Consider the following 20,492-nt stretch of genomic DNA (forward strand, 5'->3'; position numbering starts at 1 on the left):
GCTTCTGACCTTCCAGACCTGACCGTCGGTTACCTGCTGTCACCTTGACTGACGTTCCAGAAAAGCGATACACAAATTAAAACTTGTACAACTTTATGGCAGAGACCATATTTGTTGTACAAGTTTCTCGTGCCTGACGACCCAGCCTTCCACGGGCCTGCCAGGGTCATCCGAGAACTCACGTTCGATGTCGTCGCGACTGGAGAGGACAGCATGAGCACTCAATCATCATCTCGGCGTGTCATCTGCCAGACTTGGCAATATTCCCGCGCCATCAGTGACGACGCCGAGTCCCGCGACGCCACCGACATCATCGAGAGATTCCAGCAGGACCCCGGTCCGCTGGCCCTGCCGCATGCCAGTGCCTGGCAGGGAGTGTTGATCGGCACAGGACAGGTCGTGCTCTGCGCCATGCTGATCGTACTGGCGGTCTACAGTGCGCGAACCAGCATGGAAAACGCCACGCGAGGCGTGACCTCGGTACCGGCGGCGATCATCGACATGTCGGGCGGTGATCCGCGGGCACGCAGCATGAATGCCCCTGCCGACAGCTCCCAGGGTGGCCACCTGACACGTTTCGAGGTGCGGGCAAGTCAGGCTGCGATGCCGCAGGTCCCTCAGAGATTGCTGTCGCAAAACGCCACTCCCAGCCTGTTCATGTGAGAGACGATGAACGGTGACAGGCAATCAGTTACAAGTGACCGACCCCGCCAGGGCAGAGATCTGGACGCCCCATAACTGGATGCTCCATAAAAAGAGACGCCGGTCACCCAAGGGTGACCGGCGTCTCTTTTTGTGCAGCAGCACATGTCATGACACGGACGACTCAGTCGTCGAACGGGTCCTGGGGGGCTTCATCGGCCTCACCCTCCGTGACACCTTCCATCACCGCCGGGTCCGCCAGCCACTCATCGAGCTTGGCGTGCACCTGCTCGACTCCCGAATACTTGAGCGACGAGAACAGCTGCACGGTGACGAGGTCTTCCCACTCCTTGAGGGCGTGCCGTACCTTCTGGAGGCTCGCCGCTGCCGGTCCACGCTTCAGCTTGTCCGCCTTGGTCAGCAGGATATGCACCGGCATCTGTGCCTCATCGGCCCAGCCCAGCATCATCTGGTCGAATTCGGACAGCGGGTGACGCACATCCATCAGCAGCACCAGGCCGCGCAGCGACTGGCGGTTGCGCAGGTAGTTGGACAGATGGGACTGCCACTCACGCTTCACCTTGTCCGGCACCTTGGCATAGCCATAGCCGGGCAGATCCACCAGATGACGGCCCGTTTCACCGATGGTGAAGTAGTTGATCAGCTGAGTGCGGCCAGGCGTCTTGGAGGTACGCGCCAACGCCTTCTGGGACGTCAGGGCATTGATGGCGCTCGACTTTCCGGCGTTGGAGCGACCGGCAAAGGCCACCTCGGCGCCGACATCCGTCGGGCATTGGGCCAGGGTGGCGGCGCTGATCAAGAAGCGTGCCTGACGATAGTGAAGCTTGGGGGACGGAGTGGCTGACTCGGCCATGAGAATCTGAATACCTGTTGATGGCGGACGTCTCGCCCGCGCGACATCACGTGAGAGCAGAAGAAACGGCCGGTGAAACGGAATAGAGCACCACTGGCGCTGTCAGCTCGACAGGCAGGCGGCAGGCACATTAACGCGCCCTGAAGGGGATTCGCTATACTGCCGAAATGACAAGCATCACGCTCATGATGCGCTAGTGTACCACCCAGCTCTCACGGGCTGCGAGGCGTCTGACGTACTTCTCCTCGGGTGATGCTTGCCACCAGCGCCGGGATGACTCCACTGCGGGATTTGCGCAAACAGGGACCAGTGACATGAACAAGCTGATGAGATCACCGCAGCACCGTGAAGGGCCGCAGAGCTCGAGCTGGGGCGTACTTGCCACGACGATTTTCGCCACCTTGAGCGCCCTGCTGACGCTCGGCCTCTCGCCCAGCGCTGGCGCAGACGAGATCACCGCGGATGCCAGCGCCGGCCAGGCCAAGGCAGCCGTCTGTGCTGCCTGCCATGGCGCGCAGGGCGTGTCCCCAGCCTCCGCCTTCCCGCACCTCGCCGGACAGCAGGCCCATTATCTGCGCAAGCAGATCACGGATATCCGCGAGGGTCGTCGCGCGGTTCCCCAGATGGCAGGCCTCACCGACACCCTGAGCGATCAGGACATTGCCGATATCGCGGCCTATTATGCCGAGCAGCCCGCCAACCGCGGCCAGGCAGAGCCCGACGCCGCGAAAGCAGGTGAGGTGCTGTACCGGGCCGGCTCGCTTGAGCGAGGTATCGCGGCCTGTACCGCCTGCCACGGCCCTCGCGGCGAGGGGATTGATTCAGCAGGCTATCCTGCGCTGGCTGGGCAATTCCCCGCCTACACCATCACCTCGCTGACAGCCTTTCGTGACGGCACGCGTGACAACGACCCCAATGACATCATGAGCAGCATCGCCGCACGCATGAGCGACAGCGACATGCAGCAGGTCGCCGAGTATCTTCACGGCCTGCGCTGAGGCATCCAGTCAGGCTGATGTCACGTATGACATTTGCGATGGCGACCGGCTCCGGCACGGCGTGGCGTGCTCTGCACGGCAACGTGGTCGAACGGCGTTCATCCAGCGGTCAACCTTGTCACGCTAGGCTGGCCAGACAGTGATCCGCCGTGTCCCGCCCGGCAGTCTCGACAGCGGTGGTGGCTGACACGCATACTCGATGCATCACTAATGTTGCCGGGTCTCATGCCCGGGCATGCCTCAACCCGATGGAGATGTTCCATGAAGTGGAAACCCCTACTGACTCTGGTGGCGGGCCTTGGCCTGTCAGCAAGCGTGTTCGCCGCTGAAGCTGGCAAGGACTATCAGGTACTCGACGAACCGGTGAAGACCGATGCACCGGCCGGCAACGTCGAAGTGGTCGAGGCATTCTGGTATGGCTGCCCGCACTGCTACGCACTGGAATCCAGCCTCGAACCGTGGGTCGATGAACTGCCCGGTGACGTGACCTTCCATCGTCTGCCGGCCACCATGGGGCAGGACTGGGTCAAGCACGCCTATGCCTTCTATGCCGCCAAGGATCTGGGCATTCTCGATCAGACCCACAAGGCCTTCTTCGATGCCATCCACAAGGACCACCAGCGCCTCACCGACCCGGAAGACATCGCCGCCTTCTACAGCGACTACGGTGTCAGCGAAGAAGACGCCGAGAAGTCCCTGACCTCCTTCGGCGTGAAGAGCCAGGTCAATCAGGCACACGCACAGATGCGCGCCTACAAGATCATGGGTGTCCCCGCACTGATCGTCGACGGTCGCTATGTCGTCTCTCCGAGCACGGCTGGCTCGCTCAAGAACATGCTCAAGATCACCGATGAGCTGGTCGAGCAGGTGCGTGAAGAGAAGGCTGGCGACAAGGACGCCGCCTGATGGCAGAGGCCGCTGACGACTCCCCAGTGGCCGCCGACGCAGCGGATGATACCGGGCATGGATTGTCGGGTTCGCCGCTGCGTCTGCTGACCTTCAACATGCAGGTCGGTATCCATACCGCGGCGTGGCATCACTATGTCACCCGCGGTTGGCAACATCTGCTGCCACATCCCAAGCGCCACCGCCGCCTGGAACTGATTGCCGGGGCCATCACGCCTTACGACATCGTCGGGCTGCAGGAGGTCGACGGCGGCAGCTTCCGCTCCGGCAACGTCAATCAGGTGGACGCGCTGGCCGAGACGGCTCACTTCCCGCATCGCTATCAGCAGCTCAATCGCAACCTCGGCCGGCTGGCACAGCACAGCAACGGCCTGTTGTCGCGCCTGCCGATCAGCCATCTCGAAGAGCACAGCCTGCCCGGCACCCTGCCGGGGCGCGGCGCCATCCATGCTCGCTTCGGCGAGGGGGAGCATGCGCTGCATGTCTTCGTCACGCATCTGGCACTTGGCGCGCGAATCCAGCGCAAGCAGCTCGATTATCTCGGAGAGCTGATCGCACCGCTCAAGCACGTCATCGTGATGGGCGACCTGAACTGCACCTTGGCTCAACTGCGCCAGCACAAGGGATTCTGCGAGGCGCTCGACTCGCGGCCCAGCAAGGCGATCAACAGCTATCCTGCCTGGCAGCCACGACGGGGTCTGGACCATATTCTGGCCTCCTCCACCCTGCACATCGAGCACCCCAGCACCTTGTCCCACCTCTTCTCCGACCATCTGCCTCTTGCGGTGGAAGTGCACCTCCCCGTGGCCTGTCAGAAGGCGCTTGGTCTGGCCTGACACGCCCTCACCTCAATTCTCAGTCCTCTCACGGGTGCCTGGATATCACCCTCGATATCCGCCGGGACCCGCCTGTCCGTCACCTTGATTGCCACCTTCCCGTTCCCGTCCTGTATGGATTTTTCAATCCAAGTGACTGAATCGAAAGATATATCTCGCCTGTCAGACCAATGATCCATTTGTCACTGGCCAGCCACTCGCTACTCTTGGCCTGTCCGAGGGCGTGGATTAATCGTGAAAGCAACGCTGATGACTGCCGAGAGCCTGCATGGCCTCACTGGTATCTGCCATCCACCAGCGTGGAATAGCGTTGTCTGAAACGACGATTGCCGGATTGCCGACGTCTCATCAAAGCTACAACATGAGCAAAGCCTGAACTGATGTGACGATCGTCAGCGTGCACACGAGATCGCCCCGACTACGATGACGGCACACGCAACGCCAGACTCGGCAACAACAACGCCAACAAATATCACCTGCTACCCGCAGGCCAAGGGGATTCCATGTCTGCCACTGCCTCTACCCCCGGCTGGCTCACAGGGCTCGACCGCATGACCGAAGGGCTGGGACGCTGCGTGTCCTGGCTGGTCGTCATCATGATGCTGGTCGAATTCGCCATCGTGATGCTGCGCTACGCCTTCAACATCAACAGCATTCCGATGCAGGAATCCGTGATGTACATGCACGCGACCGTCTTCCTGCTCGCCGCCAGCTACACGCTCAAGCATGACAACCATGTCCGCGTGGATATCTTCTACCAGCGCATGTCCCATCGCGGGAAGTCGTGGATCGACCTCGGCGGCACCCTGTTCCTGCTGTTCCCGGTGATGATCTTCATCCTGCTCTCGAGCCTGGGTTATGTCGGCGACTCATGGAGCATCAAGGAAGCCTCCCCCGAATCCGGTGGCCTGCCTGGCGTCTATCTGCTCAAGAGCCTGATCCCCGCGGTCGCCATCCTGATGATGCTGCAAGGTGTCGCTGAAGCAGGTCGCCACCTCCTGTTCCTGTGCGGGCGGCTGCCGTCGCCGCATGCGAGCGATGACACCCCTGATCACGATGAGGAGCTGGTGTAATGCTCGAGATCATGCCGCTGCTGCTGTTCGTGTGTATCTGTGTCGTTCTCATGCTGGGCTATCCGGTGGCGCTGTCGCTTGCCGGTACCGCGCTGGCCTTCGCCGGGCTCGGCATGGGGCTGGACGCGCTGGGCATTACCCAGGGCGTATTCGATGCCAGCTTCCTGTCGGCGATGCCCAATCGCCTCTACGGCACCATGACCAATCAGACGTTGCTGGCCGTGCCATTGTTCGTGTTGATGGGCGTGCTGCTGGAAAAGTCGAAGGTCGCCGAGACGCTGCTCGACGCCATGGCATTGATGTTCGGCTCACTGCGTGGCGGCCTGGGCATCTCCGTGACCATCGTCGGCATGTTGCTGGCGGCCTCCACCGGTATCGTCGGCGCGACCGTCGTGACCATGGGCCTGCTGTCACTGCCCACCATGCTCAAGCGTGGCTATGACCCGTCGCTCGCCACTGGCGCCATCTGTGCCACCGGCACCCTGGGACAGATCATTCCGCCGTCCATCGCACTCGTTCTGCTGGGCGACGTGCTGTCTTCCGCCTATCAGCAGGCGCAATTGTCGATGGGCATCTGGAGCCCGAAGACCGTCTCGGTGGGCGACCTGTTCATCGGCGCCCTGGTGCCGGGCCTGATTCTGGTGGTCGCCTATATCGTCTACATCGCCATCATCGCCTGGCTCAAGCCCGAGAAGGCGCCGGCCGTGGACCGTGACGCGCTGATGAAGGAGCTGGGCCACACCGGTGGCATCGGCTGGCTGCTCCTCAAGGGACTGGTGCCGCCGATCGTGCTGATCGTCTGCGTGCTGGGCTCGATTCTCGGCGGACTGGCCACGCCGACAGAAGCCTCTGCCGTAGGTGCCTTCGGCGCGCTGATGCTGGCCGTCGCCAACCGCAAGCTGAGCTTCAAGACGCTGACGGAAGTCGTGCGCTCCACCACCAACGTCACCACGATGGTCTTCCTGATCCTGATCGGTGCGGCGCTGTTCTCGCTGGTGTTCCGTGGTTTCGGCGGCGAAGAGGTCGTCACCGAGATCTTCGAGAACATGCCCGGTGGCGTCATCGGTGCCACCCTGGTGGTGATGCTGGTGATCTTCCTGCTCGGGTTCATCCTCGACTTCATCGAGATCACCTTCGTGGTGGTGCCGATCGTCGGCCCGGTGCTGCTGGCCATGGGCCTCGACCCGATCTGGCTGGGCATCATGATCGCCATCAACCTGCAGACCTCCTTCCTGACGCCGCCCTTCGGTTTCGCGCTGTTCTATCTGCGCGGCGTCGCGCCCAAGGAAGTCAGCACCAAGCAGATCTACAAGGGCGTCATTCCGTTCATCCTGATCCAGCTGTGCATGCTGGGGGCACTGGCAGCCTTCCCGGGCCTGGCCACCTGGCTGCCGGCCCAGTTCTAGGCCACGACTGACGAGACAGTACAAGAACAGAACACGGACAGAACAAATACAGAGCAGCAACTGAATTGGCGGGGCTCGCCCCGCCAGCTGATGGGAGAGCCGCCAGACGGCTCATGCAGATGCACGGGAGCCGTTCGCGGCCCACCTCTTGCCCAGCGCCAGTCCCTGACCGGTGCACAACAACAATCGGGCACTTCAAGGAGCATGCCATGCAACTCAACAAACTCGCCTTCGGCATCGCCGTCGGCACCATGACCGCCATGGGCACCCTGCCGGCCATCGCCAATGCCGCGGATACCTACACCTGGAAGATGGTCACCTCGTGGCCGAAGAACTTCCCGGGCGTAGGCCAGGGTCCCGAGCGCCTCGCGCGCCTCGTCGATGAGATGTCTGATGGACGCCTCAAGATCAAGGTCTACGGCGCCGGACAGCTGGTGCCGGGCTTCGAGGTGCTCGATACCGTCTCTTCCGGTACGGCGCAGATCGGCCACTCGGCCTCCTACTACTGGAAAGGCAAGGCGCCGGAAGCCCAGTTCTTCGCCGCCGTCCCCTTCGGCATGACCGCACAGGAAATGAACGCCTGGCTGCATTACGGCGGGGGGCTGGAGCTCTGGAACGAGGTCTATGACAAGTTCGGTGTCGAAGTCATGGCCGGTGGTGCCTCGGGCGTGCAGATGGGCGGCTGGTTCAACAAGGAGATCAACTCGGTTGCCGATCTCGACGGCCTGAAGATGCGCATGCCGGGGCTGGGTGGCGATGTCATGCAGCAGATGGGCGTGGCGACCGTCAGCATGCCGGGCGGCGAGATCTTCACCTCGCTGCAGTCCGGCGCCATCGATGCCACCGAATGGATCGGGCCGTACAACGACCTGGCCTTCGGTCTCTATCAGGCCGCCAAGTACTACTACTATCCGGGCTGGCACGAGCCGACCGTCACCTTCGAGGCCATCGTCAATGACGACGCCATGGCCGAGTTGCCCAAGGACCTGCAGGCCATCCTGCGCTCCGCGGTACGTGACGTGAACCAGGACATGCTCGACGAGTACACCGCGCGCAACAACGATGCCCTCGAGACACTGCTCAACGAGCACAAGGTCGAGCTGCGTCGCTACCCGCAGGACGTGCTCGACAAGGCACGCGAACTGTCAGGCGAAGTGGTCAAGAAGCTTGGCGACTCCAATGAGCTGGCAGGCCGCATCTACGAGTCCTACACCACCTTCGAAGGCAAGGTCGAGAAGTGGCACGAAGTCTCCGAACAGGCCTTCCTGAACGCCCGTAATCCAGAAGGCATTCAGTAACGAGTCCCAGCTTTACCTGCGCCGCTCTCCCGCGAGAGACGGCGCAGGCCTGTCATCCAATGCTTGCAGCCGCTCCCTCGGGAGCGGCTTTTTTGGGTCTACGCGATCAGCTCTCGAGCAGAAAGGTCACCGGCCCGTCATTGAGCAGCGAGACCTGCATGTTGGCCCCGAAGCGTCCGGTCTCGATTCCCACGCCAAGCTCCTCCCCGCGTTCACGCGCCTTGTCGACCAGATACGCGAACAGCCGCTCGCCTTCCGCCGGCGGCGCTGCCGAGGAGAAACTGGGACGCATGCCACTGCCGGTGTCCGCCGCCAGCGTGAACTGCGAGACCAGCAGCAGACTGCCACCCGCCTGCTGGACGTTGAGATTCATCTTGTCGTTCTCGTCGCCAAAGACACGGTAGTGCAGCAGCTTGTGCAGCAGCTTGTCGGCGCGCGCCTCATCATCGCCCTTCTCGACCCCCACCAGCACCAGCAGACCGCCCGCGATGGCGCCGACCGTCTCGTTCTCCACCACGACCTGTGCCTGGGTGACGCGCTGGATCAATGCTCGCATGCCACTTGCTCCTTCAAGAGATGAATGATGATGAGCAGGAGCATACCAGACGCGAACGCCCCGCAGACCGAGTCTGCGGGGCGTTCGTGATGCGCATGTCCAACGAGCCGTATCGGTGGCTAGCTGGCCAGGCCGGGCAGGAAGAGCGCGATCTGCGGGAACAGCATCAGCAGCACCGTCGCCAGCAACAGCAGGACAATGAAGGGTGGCGTGCCACGGATGACCTCCATGTAAGGCTTCCGGAACACCGCCACCGCCGTGAAGATGTCGCAGCCGAAGGGTGGCGTCGCCGAACCGATCGCCGCCTGCAGGGTGACGAGGGTACCGACCAGCACCGGGTCCAGTCCGGCGGCATCGACGGCCGGGGCAAATACCGGCGCCAGAATCAGGATCACCACGATGGGATCGACGAACATGCAACCGACGAAATAGGCCACCGCGATCACCGCCAGCAGCGCCAGGGCGTGTTCTGACAGGTACGGGATGTACCCGCCGAGAATGGCATCCGGGATCTTGGCGAACGAGATCATCCACGAGAAGCCGGCGCCCGCCGCCACCAGAATGAATACCACCGCGGTGATCAGACCGGTGGAGAAGGCCACGCCGGGCAGGTCCTTGAGCGTGACGCCACGGTAGATGAGCATCTCGAGAATCAGCGCATAGATCACCGAGACCGTGGCGGCCTCCGTCGGCGAGAACATTCCCGAGTAGATGCCGCCGATGATGATCACCGGGAAGCCGGCGGGCAGACTGGCGCGCTTCAATGCCTTGAGGCGCGCAGGCCAGTCCGCCTTGGGCTGCGGCGCGATGCCCAGCTTCCACGACTTCCACATGCAGTAGAGCGAGAACAGCACCAGGATCATCAGCCCCGGACCGATACCGGCGATGAACAGATCCCCCACCGAGGTACCGGTCGCGACACCGTAGATGATCATGCCGATGGACGGCGGAATCAGCAGCGCGATGTCAGAGGCATTGATGATCAACGCGATGGTGAACTTGTCACTGTAACCGGCTTCCAGCAGCCGCGGGCGCAGCGGGCGCCCCATCGCGACCACCGTGGCCTGGGTGGAGCCGGACACCGCGCCGAACAGGGTACAGCCCAGCGCGGTGGTCACCGGCAGACCGCCACGCCAGTGGCCGACGAAACGCTCGACCACATCCAGCAGACGCTGGGCGGTGGAGCCCTTGAGCATGATATCGGCCGCCAGAATGAACATGGGGACCGCCGTCAGTACCACTGGCTGCAGGCCACCGATCATCTGCTGGATCACCAGCTCTGGCTTGAGAAAAGGGAAATCGCTGAACAACAAGAAGAAGGTGCCGACACTCAATGGCACCATCATGGGTACCCCAAGCAACAGCAGCCCCACCATCACGAGCAGAATCCACATCGCAGCTTCCGTCCCTGGGTCAATGTAGCGTGATCAATCACGAGCCCTGCAACACGCATCAGCCAAGGCATCTCTTGCCTTCACTCCCGCGCTACAGGCTCGCATCCGAAGTGGAAGAGACGTGCTAGAGCGCACCGCTGCCGTCGACTTCCTCGTTCTCGTCTATCTCCGCCGTACGCCACGACAGCCAGGCACCTTGTGCCAGCAGATTGCGCAGAATCGCCATCAGATACTGGAGGGCGCCCAGCGCCAGCCCCAGCGGGACCACGGCATAGAGTGCCGACAGCGACCAGCGCAACGACGGCGTGACACGCCCTGACCTGGCCAGGCTCTGCAGATAATCCACCGCCAGCCAGGACAGGTAGGCCAGCAGCGCACAGGTGATGATCTGGCCGGCGATCAACAGCACCTTGCGCAACCACGGCGGCATGAAGTCCAGCAGTGCCGTCACGCGGATATGGCGTCCGGCGCGCGCGCCGTAGCTGATGCCGAGAAAGGTCAGCCACAGCTGCAGGATCTGCATCAGCTCTTCGGTGAACGGCAGGCTGTAGTTGAAGACGTTGCGCCCGATCACATTGGCGATGCTGGCCGTCGCCATGCCCAGCACGCACAGCGCGATCAGCCAGCGTTCGACGTGTGCCAGGCCCTGATCACCGCGTTCGAATATCGCCGCCAGGCGGCGCAGCGGTGCAGGCAGATGTGCGAGAGGATCCTGAGCGCCTTGTGCCTCGGCCGGGGTGGGCCGGGTCTCATCAGCGGGGGGAGACTTGGAGGGGGGCGAATTCATGAAGCGGCTTCCTGTTGATGTGGCTTCCTGCCAGGCAGGCTTTCTATCAGGCGACGCACGCACAGCGATTTGCGCCACGCCGTCTGCATTTGCCAGTACGATCCATTGAAGTTTTCCGAGACACCGCCGTGATTTTCACTTTGGTGAGTCATGATCTAGCTTTATTGACGGCATCCTTTATTAGCGACACTGTGGACCAGCACGCAGCCTGCCTCTACCGAGCCATCTGGCAGGGCATGCCACCGACCCGGAGCAGGGGTCATCGAGTACCAGAATCTCATGCGGACAGGCTCAGCCTATTCATAATAAATTCTAATCATACTATCCGATTTGGTAATTTTTTTATTATATTAAGAATGGCAATATTATCTAAATGATGCAAGTTGCACGCCGGGTTCGCCCCATACCACCCGGCGCTGATGGAAATCACACAAGGAGAACAAGATGACGATGCAATGGAACCCGTCACCCGAGCAGAATCGCGAGACGCCCAGAACTCCTGTTCACCTTTCTCGTCTTGCCGCGCTCCTCAAGGGAGGCGCCCTCACGGCCGGCCTCGGCATGGCGGCACTGGCCTCCGCGGGCGTACAGGCTGACACCTGGCGTTTCGCGCTGGAGGAAGTCTCCGGCAGCGTGCAGGATGCCTACGCTCAGGAATTCAAGAAACGCATCGAAGAGGCCTCCGGCGGTGACATCGATGTCGAGATCTACCCCTACGGCGCGCTGGGTACCTCCTCACAGCTCACCGAACTGGTGCAGAGCGATGCCATCCAGCTGACCTTTGCGTCACCGGGTCACCTGGCCTCGGTGATTCCTGAATCAGGCGTCTTCACGCTGCACTTCCTGTTCTCCGACGACAACGCCGTCAATGAAGAGGTGCTCGGCAACTCCAAGGCCATCGACATGCTGTCCGAGGCCTACACCGAGCAGAACCTTCAGCTGCTGGGCGTGATTCCGGAAGGCTGGATGGTCTGGACCGGCAATCGTGACATCGAGACGCCTGAGGACATGAAAGGCTTCAAGATTCGCACCATGACGTCACCGATTCTGGTGGAGAGCTATCGCGCCTATGGCGCCAACCCGACGCCGCTGCCGTATTCGGAAGTCTATTCCGGCCTGCAGCTGGGGCAGATAGACGGCCAGGTGAACCCGGTGTTCGCCATTCAGGAAATGAGCTTCTATGAAGTTCAGGACTACATGATCCAGGCCAAGCAGGCGCAGTTCATCACCACGCTGGTGGCCTCCAGCGATTTCTATTCCGGTCTGGATGACGAGCAGCAGCAGATGCTCGACAAGGTCACCAACGAGATGCGCCCGTATATCTTCGAGAAGCAGGAGGAGTACAACGCGGACCGTCTCGAGAAGATCAAGCAGGACAGCGACATCAAGATCATCACGCTGAACGACGAGCAGCGTGAAGCCTTCCGTCCGGTCGGCGAGAAAGGCTGGGAGGTCTTCCGGGAACAGGCCGGCGAGCGCGGCAGCAAGATCCTCGACACGCTGCAGGCCGACATCAAGGCGGCAGAAGCCAAGTAAGCCGCAGCATTGGTCAGCGAGTTGCCGCGGGAGACCTTCCTGACGACAACGATGGCCGTGTCAGATGACAAGACGCCCCTGCCGGGTAACCGGCAGGGGCGTCTTGATGAGGCAGGGCTCGCCATGGGCGCGAGTCGCCCGGAAGTTCAGAGGCTGACGGCTAACGCCCCAGCAGTTGTGAACGAAAGTCGTCGCGCGCGGGGGAGTCGCCAAGCCAGATCGCGAACACCCCGTTGGCCAATGCCAGCGAAGCGCTCTCGAAGAGCAAGGTATCGTTGAGCGCCAGCGTCAGCCGTCCCTTGCCACCCTCCTCTGCCTGCCATTCCAGCGCATAGCGATCTCCCGGCGACACGTCCCGATAGGCTGCATTGAAGCGCGACAGCTCCGCCTCGATCGCCGCGAAATTCGCTTCGGAAAGATTCTGGCGCACGCCCCTGGTGGTCGCCTTGGCGAAGTCAGCCGCCTCGATGGCATGGAAATACTCCAGCACCAGACGTCGCGAGACATCGCTGAGTGGTGCAGGCCGCGGCCGCCGGGCATCCTGATAATAGCCACCGACGTAGGCGTCCCATACCAGATAGGTAAACAGCCCGGTACCGATCAGCTCAAGCGGCTGGCCGCCTTGCGTCTCGGCCTGATCCGCGAAGGTCACTCCCTGTATCTCGGCGGCAAACGCCCAGGAGGGAAGCATGGCAAGCCCTCCAGCCATCAGGCTGGTGCGCAACCATCGAGACGAGAAAGCCCTTGGCAAGGGCAGGCAAATCCGGGAGCGGGACATGGCATCGACTCTTCAAGGAAGTGACAGGGAGGCGTTCCTCTCACGCGCGAGGGGTCAGCTCAGGCTCTCGCGACGCACGGTCTCACCAGAGTGCGTGAAAGTGGTGCACGGGGCCACGCCCCTTGCCGACATTCAGCTGATCCGAGGCACGCAGCGCCCCCAGCAGCCATTCCCGCGATTCCTCCACGGCTCTCGTCAGTGACAGCCCCTGCGCCAGGCGCGCCGTGATCGCCGAGGACATCGAGCAGCCGGTGCCGTGCAGGTTGTCGGTCTCGATCCGTGGCGCGCACAGCCATTGCTCACCGGCATCACTGACCAGCAGGTCATCGCAGGCCTGGCCCTCCAGTGCGCCCCCCTTGATCAGGACAGCATTGGCACCGCGTGCGCGCAACTCACGCGCGACCTGAGGCATGTCCTCCCGCCCGATCAGACGACGCTCGCCCAGCAGCACCGCCGCTTCATGCAGGTTGGGCGTGATGATGTCCGCCAATGGCACCAGATGCTCTGCCACCGCCTGGATGGCCGCGTCATTGACCAGCGCATCGCCGCTCTTGGCCACCAGCACCGGGTCGAGCACGATCCAGCGCGGGCGACGCTGACGGAGCCTGTCCGCCAGCAGCTCCACGACAGCCGGGTCCGCGACCATGCCGATCTTGATGGCGATGATATCGAGATCATCCAGCACGGCATCCAGCTGTGCTCCGATGAAGGCGCACGACACCGGCTCGACGCTGCGCACGCCACAGGTATTCTGGGCGGTCAGTGCCGTGATCACGCTGGCTCCATACGCCCCCAGCGCGGAGAATGTCTTGAGATCCGCCTGAATGCCGGCCCCGCCCGATGGGTCTGAGCCGGCAATCGTCAGGACGCACGGAATATGCATGCACGAGACTCCCGGAAAATGACATGAATTTGCCAACAGCATACCCGAGCGGCGAGGGGAAGAAAGCCACCCAGCTGCCTCACCCTCGGCTCGGCCCCTGCGGATCAGGAAAATCGCGGCATGGATGACGTGGTCGCCCTGCTGTCGCTGGGCCTGATAGCACTGGCCAGCGCCACGCTGCTGCCGGGCGGGTCGGAAGCCGCATTGGCGGGGCTGTGGTGCGAGGGGGTCGCCCCATGGGCGCTATGGCTTGCCGCAACGCTTGGCAACACGCTGGGCAGCCTGATCAATGTCGCCCTGGGACGCGGTGCACGGCGCCTGCGGACTCGTCGCTGGTTCCCGGTCTCGCGGCGAGCGCTGGCGCGCGGCACGCTGTGGTATCGCCGCATCGGTGCCTGGAGCCTGCTGCTCAGCTGGGCACCCGTGATCGGTGACCCCTTGACGGTGCTGGCAGGCGTCTTCCGCCTGCCCTGGTGGAAGAGCGTGCTGTTGATCCTGGTCGCCAAGGGCGGCCGCTACGCCCTGCTGCTGGTGATCGCGGACCACTGGCTGACCCCCTGGTGTACGTGAATCACCCGTCAGGCCACGCGCACAGGCCGCCCATGCACGAGCCACAGGAGCCACAGGAGCCACAGGAGCCACAGGAGCGTGCTATGCTGACAGCTGCTATGCTGCACTGCACAATTCGTGTTCGCTTTCATTGCCACAAGCCGATCACCTGCCAATCAGGTAGCCGAGGCCGTGCAGGCCATCAGCGTGGCGCTACCGGAAAGGAGAAGGTTTCATGCGTGATACATCCTGCGACTTCTGCGCTGACGCGCTCAATATTCTGGTCCTGCAAGGCGGCGGTGCCCTTGGCGCCTACCAGATCGGCGTGTTCGAGGCACTGGCAGAGGCCGGCATCCAGCCCGATTGGGTCGTCGGGACCTCGGTCGGTGCCATCAATGGCGCACTGATTGCGGGCAATCCGGATGGCGAGCGCCTCAAGGCCCTCGAAGCGTTCTGGTATGGCATCGCGCAACCGGCCAACAGCCTCGGGCCGGCCTTCCACCCCTGGGAGCGCAGCGTCGCGCGCTCCTCCGCCATGCTGTGGGGTATCCCGGGCTTCTTCCGTCCGCGCTCCCTGTGGACAGTTCCCATCTGGCAGAGCTTCTTCGGCGAACCGCCCAGTCTCTACGACACCGAACCGCTGGGAGACACCCTCAATCGCCTGGTGGACTTCGAGCGCCTCGACGCCCGTCACCCGGAGAACGTGCGGCTATCGGTCGGGGCGGTCAATATCGGCAGCGGCGCATTGCGTTACTTCGATTCGTCACAAGAGGCGCTGGATCACCGCCACATACTGGCCAGTGGTGCCCTGCCGCCGGCATTCCCGCCGGTGTGGATCGACGGTCAGGCCTACTGGGATGGCGGCCTCTACTCCAACACGCCGATCAGCTGGGTGCTGTCGGAGCGCGCGCACAGCGAGACGATCGTCAACTGCTACGTCATCGACCTGTGGAGCGCCTACGGGAAGGTGCCGGAAACCTTGCAGGAAGCCCAGCTACGCGAAAAGGACATCCAGTACTCCAGCCGCGCCGGTGAGCATCTGCATCTGATGGAAGAGAATCAGGCACTGCGCATGGGCCTGGAGCACCTGGCCGACCTGCTGCCGGAAGACCTGCGCCAGTCTCAGGAAATACACGACATCCTGGCCATGACCCAGCAACCGTCCATCAATGTCGTGCGTCTGCTGGCGGCGGCCCGCCCCGACGAGACCTCACTCAAGGATATCGATTTCTCGCGTGCGACCATCGATTCACGTCGTCGCAGCGGCTATGGGGACATGCATGAGGTGCTGAACCGCTGCGAGCAGTTCGATCCCCTGCCGCGCAACATCGGGGTCATCGTCCGCAACTTCACCCGCAACTCGCGGGGTGAGCTGATCAGCCTGTCAGCCCCGGATGTCCCCCCGACGGAGAGCGAAGAGGAGGATGAGGGTCTGCCGAGCCAGGCCAGCGGCCGCTGAGGCAGCGGCCTCACTCATGTGCCAGCGCCGCGCCGAGCCGCAGGCACTCGTCACGCGTCAGCTCCCGCCAGTCCCCCACCGCGAGCCCGGCGACACTCAGCCCCGCCACCGACTCGCGGTGCAGCCACACCACGCGATTGCCCAGAGTGCGCCACAGTCGCTTGACGTGATGGTGGCGCCCTTCGTGCAGCGTCAGGCGCGCCTCGTCCGCGGCCAGAAACTCGAGCCGCGCGGGCAGCGTCGGCCGAGCGTCATTGGCGAGCAGGACGCCCTGCGCCACCCGCGAGATCGCCTCGGCCTGCGCCGCCTCCGACAGCGGTTGCTCCAATCCCATGCGGTAGCGCTTGGCGGGCCCATCCAGTCCGGCATCACTGATGCGTGACGAGACATCACCGTCGTTGGTCAGCAGCAAGGCACCGGTCGTGGCACGATCCAGTCGTCCGACGTGATGGATTTCCTCGAGCCAGCCGTCATCCTCTCCACGTGATTCAAGCGAATCACGCAGCACATCGATGACGGTGGGATGTTCCGGGTCATGACAGGCCGTCACGACCCCGGCAGGCTTGTTGAGCAGCACATGGCGTGGACGACGTGGCGCCTGCAGGCGTATCTCGCCTGGCGTCGCGTCATTGTCCGCCAGCGTATCGGCTGTCAGCGCGATGGCATCGAAGGGACCGACCTCGTGCAGCGGATCGCGGACCGTCTGGCCATTGATCCGCACACGCCCCGCCGCCAGCGCATGCAACGCCAGGCGGCGATTGAGCTGCGGCTGGCGCGTCAGCCAGCGATCCAGCCGCATGCCTCAGTCCGCCGCCTTGAGCTGGGCTTCCATCTCTTCCAGCGCTTCCTGCGCCTCGAACCATTCGGCTTCGGCGTCTTCGAGACGTCCCTTGATCTCGCCCTGACTGGCCAGCAGCCGGGTCAGTTCGCTCTTGCGGTCCGCCTCATAGAGCGTGGCATCGCCCAGCGCTTCCTCGACCTTGTCCAGCTCCCCCTGCGCCTTGCTCATCTTCTGCTCGGCCTTGTCGCTGAGCTTCTTGAGCGGGCGCAGCTTCTCGCGCAGCTCGGCGGCCTGACGACGCGCTTCCTTGCGGTCCGGCGTGCGCGTGCCCTCGCTGCCAGCCTCGGCATCCTTCTGGGCGCGCGCCTCACGCCGCTCGCCCTCGACCCGCGCCTTGAGCCAGGCACGATAGTCGTCGAGATCGCCATCGAAGGGCGTCACGCGGCCATCGGCGATGCACCAGAATTCATCCACGCAGGCGCGCAGCAGGTGACGGTCGTGGGAGACCAGAATCACGGTGCCCTCGAAGGTCGCCAGCGCATCGGTGAGCGCCTCGCGCATGTCGAGATCCAGGTGGTTGGTCGGCTCATCCAGCAGCAGCAGATTGGGCTTCTGCCACGCGATCAGCGACAGCGCCAGGCGTGCCTTCTCGCCACCGGAGAACGATTCCACCGAAGCGTACACTTCATCCCCATGGAAGCCGAAGCTGCCGAGGAAGGTACGGATCTCCAGATCCCCGGCCCCCGGCGAGAGACGCAGCACATGATTGAAGGGAGTCGAGGTCAGGTCGAGCCCATCGACCTGGTGCTGGGCGAAGTAGCCGATGGCCAGATGCTCGCCGGCGGTGCGCTGGCCTTCGACCAGAGCCAGTTCACCGGTGAGCGCCTTGATCAGGGTCGACTTGCCCGCGCCGTTGGGGCCGAGCAGGCCGATGCGCTGGCCCGGCAGCAGCGAGAAGCGCACCCCGGACAGCTGCGGCGGCTGACCGGGATAGCCGATCACCGCACGGTCCAGTCCCAGCAGCGGATGGGAGATCTTGTCAGAGCAGGGAATCGTGAAGTGGAACGGCGAATCGGCCTTCACCGCTGCCGTCTCCTCCATGCGCTCCAGCATCTTCAGGCGACTCTGGGCCTGGCGTGCCTTGGTGGCCTTGGCCTTGAAGCGACGCACGAAGTCCTCGATCTCGGCGCGACGCGCCATGGTCTTCTCGTGCTCGGCCTGCTCACGCACCAGGCGCTCGGAACGCGTTCGCTCGAAGCGGCTGTAGTTGCCCTTGTAGACCACCAGCTTGCGACGATCGAAGTGGATGATGTGATCACACACCGCATCGAGGAAGTCACGGTCGTGGGAGATCAGCAGCAGCGCGCCGGGGTAGCGTGCCAGCCATTGTTCCAGCCACAGCAGCGCATCGAGATCCAGGTGGTTGGTCGGCTCATCCAGCAGCAGCAGGTCAGACGGCGTGAAGAGGGTGCGCGCCAGATTGGCCCGCATCCGCCAGCCTCCCGAGAAGGCCGCCAGCGGCTGACTGAGCTGGGCCTGGCGGAAACCGAGCCCGACCAGCAGCTGCTCGGCACGCGCACGCGCGGTGTAGCCATCGAGGGTGTCGAAGTGAGCGTGCAGCTCGGCCTGACGCTGATGCTCGCCGCTTTCTTCGGCGGCGGCCAGAGCCCGCTCCGTCTCGCGCAGCGCGTGATCCCCATCCATGACGTAATCGACGATCGGGCGCTCCAGCGCATCGATTTCCTGTGCCATGTGCGCGACCCGCACGCCACCGGCCAGCGAGACGCTGCCGCTGTCGGGAATCAGCTCACCGAGAATCAGCCCGAACAGGCTGGACTTGCCGGCCCCGTTGGGGCCGACGATGCCCGCCTTGTGACCGGCATGCAACGTCAGGTCCGCTTCGTCGATCAGCGGGGCTCCGCCGCGTTGCAGGGCGAGCTGGCGCAGTGCAATCATGACAACCTCGATCAGAAAATCCGGGGGCGTCGGCTCCCGCGCGCAGCATGCATGACCGCCGTGAACCACAGGCATGACCGCCGTGAACCACAGGCTTGACCGCCATGAACCACAGGCTTGACCGCCATGAACCACAGGAAAGCCGACTTGATGGGCGCACATTCTACCGGATTGTGGGACTACGCGCTGTCCCTCTACGCACAGCCTGCTCCTCAGGGCCTGCCCTACGACCAGGAAGATGGCGCAGGGCCGACTGACGTGATGAGTGCCTGTCTGCTGTTGCAGGACGAGGCCGGTCTCGATGTCTGCGAGCTTCTATGGATTCACTGGCTGGCCGCACGCGGTGTGGCGCTGGACGCCTCGCCGTGCCTGCTGCTCGGCGAGGTGCGTGACTGGCAACGCGGGATGACCGTGACACTGCGCGAGCGTCGCCGACAGCTCAAGCAGCACCTGATGGAGCCAACCGACACGCGAAGCGCGGCCACCACACGCCGGCTGGAAACGCTGTATCAGCAATTGAAGGCCTGTGAACTGTCGGCGGAGCAGGAAGCGCTGGCACGCCTGGAAGCCCTCAGCCCTCCGGCCCATGCTCCCACGTCACCGTTCATGTCATGCCATGACCCCCGACGCGCCTTCCTGCAGTCGCTGCGACAGCTTACCGGTCAGGTGGCGCTCGACGAGGGCGACGACAGCATCGCACGTGCCCTGCACCTGCTGGCCACGAGTCGCGCCGGGCGAAGCTCGTCTCAACCCTAATGGCAGATGCGGAACTTGTACGCGACTGTTAGAGTCCCAGTAGCACCGGAGCATCAGCATGGTCATGCCACGCTGCGTGCCGCATATGCGTTTCGGGCCCGTCTCAGGCCCATCCCATCCTGAAGGAGTTTTCATGAAACAGCTGGTTAGTGCCGTCGCGCTCGGCGCCCTCCTGGTTACCCCGTTCAGCTTTGCCGCCGATGACAGCCTCTCTGACGACCAGGCACAGCTCAGCTACGGCATCGGTGCGACACTGGGCAAGAGCCTGTCTCAGGACATCACTGATCTTGACCTGGATGCCTTCACGCAAGCCGTGCGTGACGTCTATGCCAAGGGCGACATGAAGATGAGCGATCAGGAAATTGCCGATGCGCTCTCGAAGTTCCAGCAGAAGAAGATGGAAGAGCAGCAGCAGATGGCCGAACAGCAGGCGGCCGACAACAAGGCGGCCGGTGACAAGTTCCTCGCCGAGAACGCCAAGCAGGATGGCGTGAAGACCCTGGATTCCGGCCTGCAGTACAAGGTGCTGAAATCCGGTGACGGCGAGAGCCCGGACGCGGAAGACACCGTCAAGGTGAACTATGAAGGCAAGCTGCTGGACGGCACCGTCTTCGACAGCTCCTACCAGCGTGGCGAGCCGGTCAGCTTCAAGGTCAACCAGGTCATCAAGGGCTGGCAGGAAGCGCTGCAGGAAATGAGCGTCGGGGATACCTGGATGCTCTACATCCCGGCCGACCTCGCCTACGGCAAGGCTGGCACTGGCGGCCCGATCGGCCCGAACGAGACGCTGACCTTCAAGGTCGAGCTGCTCGACGTGACCAAGGCAGATGCCGCGAAGTAATCCCTGACGCGCGAATGCGCGCCGTCAGCCAGAAAAAAGCCGCCCTCAGGGGCGGCTTTTTCATTGTACAGGAGGCATCCCGCGACGGGTCAGGCAGCGTGAAACGGGCCTCCAGGTGAGCGATCTGCCTGTGGATAATTCTGTGGGGAAGCTATTGACCACAGGTTGACAACCGGCCGTAAT

The 20,492-nt window shown here is 63.2% G+C and carries 20 protein-coding genes; 12 read left to right on the top strand and 8 right to left on the bottom strand.

Annotated features, from left to right (window positions below; genetic code table 11):
- Positions 1–213 precede the first annotated feature (213 nt).
- Positions 214–663, top strand: a complete 450-nt coding sequence (locus PJK54_RS09540; protein ID WP_271302710.1) for a hypothetical protein — start codon at positions 214–216, stop codon at positions 661–663.
- A 163-nt stretch (positions 664–826) separates the two neighbouring features.
- Here PJK54_RS09540 and yihA read toward each other — a convergent pair whose 3' ends face one another.
- Positions 827–1,516: a ribosome biogenesis GTP-binding protein YihA/YsxC gene (gene yihA / locus PJK54_RS09545; RefSeq protein ID WP_077379554.1), complete on the bottom strand. Its 690-nt coding sequence runs from the start codon at positions 1,514–1,516 to the stop codon at positions 827–829.
- A gap of 314 nt (positions 1,517–1,830) precedes the next feature.
- Between yihA and PJK54_RS09550 the strand changes: the two genes are divergently transcribed.
- The 6 genes from PJK54_RS09550 to PJK54_RS09575 all read left to right on the top strand — a co-directional run bounded on the left by PJK54_RS09550 (position 1,831) and on the right by PJK54_RS09575 (position 8,033).
- The gene (locus PJK54_RS09550; protein WP_271302711.1) at positions 1,831–2,514 is read left to right on the top strand and encodes a c-type cytochrome; all 684 of its coding nucleotides are present in this window, start codon (positions 1,831–1,833) and stop codon (positions 2,512–2,514) included.
- Between the two features lie 261 nt (positions 2,515–2,775).
- Positions 2,776–3,420: a thiol:disulfide interchange protein DsbA/DsbL gene (locus tag PJK54_RS09555; RefSeq protein WP_084209502.1), complete on the top strand. Its 645-nt coding sequence runs from the start codon at positions 2,776–2,778 to the stop codon at positions 3,418–3,420.
- Positions 3,420–4,256, top strand: a complete 837-nt coding sequence (locus PJK54_RS09560; RefSeq protein WP_176493796.1) for an endonuclease/exonuclease/phosphatase family protein — start codon at positions 3,420–3,422, stop codon at positions 4,254–4,256. The genes PJK54_RS09555 and PJK54_RS09560 overlap by 1 nt, the downstream gene beginning before the upstream one ends.
- Before the next feature lie 503 nt (positions 4,257–4,759).
- Positions 4,760–5,329, top strand: a complete 570-nt coding sequence (locus tag PJK54_RS09565) for a TRAP transporter small permease subunit (protein WP_084209503.1) — start codon at positions 4,760–4,762, stop codon at positions 5,327–5,329.
- Entirely contained in the window at positions 5,329–6,735 is a 1,407-nt protein-coding gene (locus PJK54_RS09570; RefSeq protein WP_077379560.1) for a TRAP transporter large permease, read from the top strand. The genes PJK54_RS09565 and PJK54_RS09570 overlap by 1 nt, the downstream gene beginning before the upstream one ends.
- Positions 6,736–6,986: 251 nt before the next feature.
- Positions 6,987–8,033, top strand: a complete 1,047-nt coding sequence (locus PJK54_RS09575; protein ID WP_240499768.1) for a TRAP transporter substrate-binding protein — start codon at positions 6,987–6,989, stop codon at positions 8,031–8,033.
- Between the two features lie 106 nt (positions 8,034–8,139).
- Here the strand turns inward: PJK54_RS09575 and dtd are convergent, their stop codons facing one another.
- The 3 genes from dtd to PJK54_RS09590 form a co-directional block, all read right to left on the bottom strand.
- Positions 8,140–8,589 (bottom strand): D-aminoacyl-tRNA deacylase, encoded by a 450-nt coding sequence (dtd, locus tag PJK54_RS09580; RefSeq protein ID WP_077379564.1) that lies wholly within the window; start codon positions 8,587–8,589, stop codon positions 8,140–8,142.
- A 119-nt stretch (positions 8,590–8,708) separates the two neighbouring features.
- A complete protein-coding gene (locus tag PJK54_RS09585; RefSeq protein WP_271302712.1) occupies positions 8,709–9,983 on the bottom strand; it encodes a TRAP transporter large permease in 1,275 nt (424 codons plus the stop codon).
- A gap of 124 nt (positions 9,984–10,107) precedes the next feature.
- Positions 10,108–10,770 (bottom strand): TRAP transporter small permease, encoded by a 663-nt coding sequence (locus PJK54_RS09590; RefSeq protein WP_271302713.1) that lies wholly within the window; start codon positions 10,768–10,770, stop codon positions 10,108–10,110.
- A gap of 444 nt (positions 10,771–11,214) precedes the next feature.
- On the opposite strand from PJK54_RS09590, the gene PJK54_RS09595 reads away from it, so the two are divergent.
- A complete protein-coding gene (locus tag PJK54_RS09595; protein ID WP_217493015.1) occupies positions 11,215–12,306 on the top strand; it encodes a TRAP transporter substrate-binding protein in 1,092 nt (363 codons plus the stop codon).
- A gap of 160 nt (positions 12,307–12,466) precedes the next feature.
- On the opposite strand, the gene PJK54_RS09600 is transcribed toward PJK54_RS09595, so the two are convergent.
- Both PJK54_RS09600 and thiD read right to left on the bottom strand, forming a co-directional pair.
- Entirely contained in the window at positions 12,467–12,997 is a 531-nt protein-coding gene (locus PJK54_RS09600; protein ID WP_258038368.1) for a chalcone isomerase family protein, read from the bottom strand.
- 169 nt (positions 12,998–13,166) lie between these two features.
- Positions 13,167–13,967: a bifunctional hydroxymethylpyrimidine kinase/phosphomethylpyrimidine kinase gene (gene thiD / locus PJK54_RS09605; protein ID WP_077379570.1), complete on the bottom strand. Its 801-nt coding sequence runs from the start codon at positions 13,965–13,967 to the stop codon at positions 13,167–13,169.
- Positions 13,968–14,105: 138 nt separating this feature from the next.
- On the opposite strand from thiD, the gene PJK54_RS09610 reads away from it, so the two are divergent.
- Together PJK54_RS09610 and PJK54_RS09615 are read left to right on the top strand one after the other, a co-directional pair.
- Positions 14,106–14,537, top strand: coding sequence for a YqaA family protein (locus PJK54_RS09610; protein WP_136939553.1), 432 nt, complete (start codon positions 14,106–14,108; stop codon positions 14,535–14,537).
- Positions 14,538–14,751: 214 nt separating this feature from the next.
- The gene (locus tag PJK54_RS09615; protein ID WP_271302714.1) at positions 14,752–15,975 is read left to right on the top strand and encodes a patatin-like phospholipase family protein; all 1,224 of its coding nucleotides are present in this window, start codon (positions 14,752–14,754) and stop codon (positions 15,973–15,975) included.
- A 10-nt stretch (positions 15,976–15,985) separates the two neighbouring features.
- Here PJK54_RS09615 and PJK54_RS09620 read toward each other — a convergent pair whose 3' ends face one another.
- Positions 15,986–16,774: a pseudouridine synthase gene (locus PJK54_RS09620; RefSeq protein WP_271302715.1), complete on the bottom strand. Its 789-nt coding sequence runs from the start codon at positions 16,772–16,774 to the stop codon at positions 15,986–15,988.
- Positions 16,775–16,777: 3 nt separating this feature from the next.
- Positions 16,778–18,712 carry an ABC-F family ATP-binding cassette domain-containing protein gene (locus PJK54_RS09625; RefSeq protein WP_084209506.1) on the bottom strand — a complete coding sequence of 645 codons (1,935 nt, stop codon included), beginning with the start codon at positions 18,710–18,712 and terminating at the stop codon, positions 16,778–16,780.
- A 150-nt stretch (positions 18,713–18,862) separates the two neighbouring features.
- On the opposite strand from PJK54_RS09625, the gene PJK54_RS09630 reads away from it, so the two are divergent.
- Together PJK54_RS09630 and PJK54_RS09635 are read left to right on the top strand one after the other, a co-directional pair.
- Positions 18,863–19,468: a TIGR02444 family protein gene (locus PJK54_RS09630; RefSeq protein WP_271302716.1), complete on the top strand. Its 606-nt coding sequence runs from the start codon at positions 18,863–18,865 to the stop codon at positions 19,466–19,468.
- A gap of 133 nt (positions 19,469–19,601) precedes the next feature.
- Positions 19,602–20,309: an FKBP-type peptidyl-prolyl cis-trans isomerase gene (locus PJK54_RS09635; protein WP_077379579.1), complete on the top strand. Its 708-nt coding sequence runs from the start codon at positions 19,602–19,604 to the stop codon at positions 20,307–20,309.
- The last annotated feature ends 183 nt before the right edge of the window (positions 20,310–20,492 follow it).

This window comes from Cobetia sp. MMG027 (genome assembly GCF_027947415.1).
Lineage (GTDB): Bacteria > Pseudomonadota > Gammaproteobacteria > Pseudomonadales > Halomonadaceae > Cobetia > Cobetia marina.

Coding starts and splice junctions, on each gene's coding strand:
- PJK54_RS09560 (WP_176493796.1), top strand. CDS start 3,420: ATGGCAGAGGCCGCTGACGACTCCCCAGTGGCCGCCGACGCAGCGGAT.
- dtd (WP_077379564.1), bottom strand. CDS start 8,589: ATGCGAGCATTGATCCAGCGCGTCACCCAGGCACAGGTCGTGGTGGAG.
- PJK54_RS09615 (WP_271302714.1), top strand. CDS start 14,752: ATGCGTGATACATCCTGCGACTTCTGCGCTGACGCGCTCAATATTCTG.
- PJK54_RS09620 (WP_271302715.1), bottom strand. CDS start 16,774: ATGCGGCTGGATCGCTGGCTGACGCGCCAGCCGCAGCTCAATCGCCGC.
- PJK54_RS09550 (WP_271302711.1), top strand. CDS start 1,831: ATGAACAAGCTGATGAGATCACCGCAGCACCGTGAAGGGCCGCAGAGC.
- PJK54_RS09595 (WP_217493015.1), top strand. CDS start 11,215: ATGACGATGCAATGGAACCCGTCACCCGAGCAGAATCGCGAGACGCCC.
- PJK54_RS09625 (WP_084209506.1), bottom strand. CDS start 18,712: ATGATTGCACTGCGCCAGCTCGCCCTGCAACGCGGCGGAGCCCCGCTG.
- PJK54_RS09585 (WP_271302712.1), bottom strand. CDS start 9,983: ATGTGGATTCTGCTCGTGATGGTGGGGCTGCTGTTGCTTGGGGTACCC.
- PJK54_RS09555 (WP_084209502.1), top strand. CDS start 2,776: ATGAAGTGGAAACCCCTACTGACTCTGGTGGCGGGCCTTGGCCTGTCA.
- thiD (WP_077379570.1), bottom strand. CDS start 13,967: ATGCATATTCCGTGCGTCCTGACGATTGCCGGCTCAGACCCATCGGGC.
- PJK54_RS09630 (WP_271302716.1), top strand. CDS start 18,863: ATGGGCGCACATTCTACCGGATTGTGGGACTACGCGCTGTCCCTCTAC.
- PJK54_RS09600 (WP_258038368.1), bottom strand. CDS start 12,997: ATGCTTCCCTCCTGGGCGTTTGCCGCCGAGATACAGGGAGTGACCTTC.
- PJK54_RS09590 (WP_271302713.1), bottom strand. CDS start 10,770: ATGAATTCGCCCCCCTCCAAGTCTCCCCCCGCTGATGAGACCCGGCCC.
- PJK54_RS09540 (WP_271302710.1), top strand. CDS start 214: ATGAGCACTCAATCATCATCTCGGCGTGTCATCTGCCAGACTTGGCAA.
- PJK54_RS09635 (WP_077379579.1), top strand. CDS start 19,602: ATGAAACAGCTGGTTAGTGCCGTCGCGCTCGGCGCCCTCCTGGTTACC.
- PJK54_RS09565 (WP_084209503.1), top strand. CDS start 4,760: ATGTCTGCCACTGCCTCTACCCCCGGCTGGCTCACAGGGCTCGACCGC.
- PJK54_RS09575 (WP_240499768.1), top strand. CDS start 6,987: ATGACCGCCATGGGCACCCTGCCGGCCATCGCCAATGCCGCGGATACC.
- PJK54_RS09570 (WP_077379560.1), top strand. CDS start 5,329: ATGCTCGAGATCATGCCGCTGCTGCTGTTCGTGTGTATCTGTGTCGTT.
- yihA (WP_077379554.1), bottom strand. CDS start 1,516: ATGGCCGAGTCAGCCACTCCGTCCCCCAAGCTTCACTATCGTCAGGCA.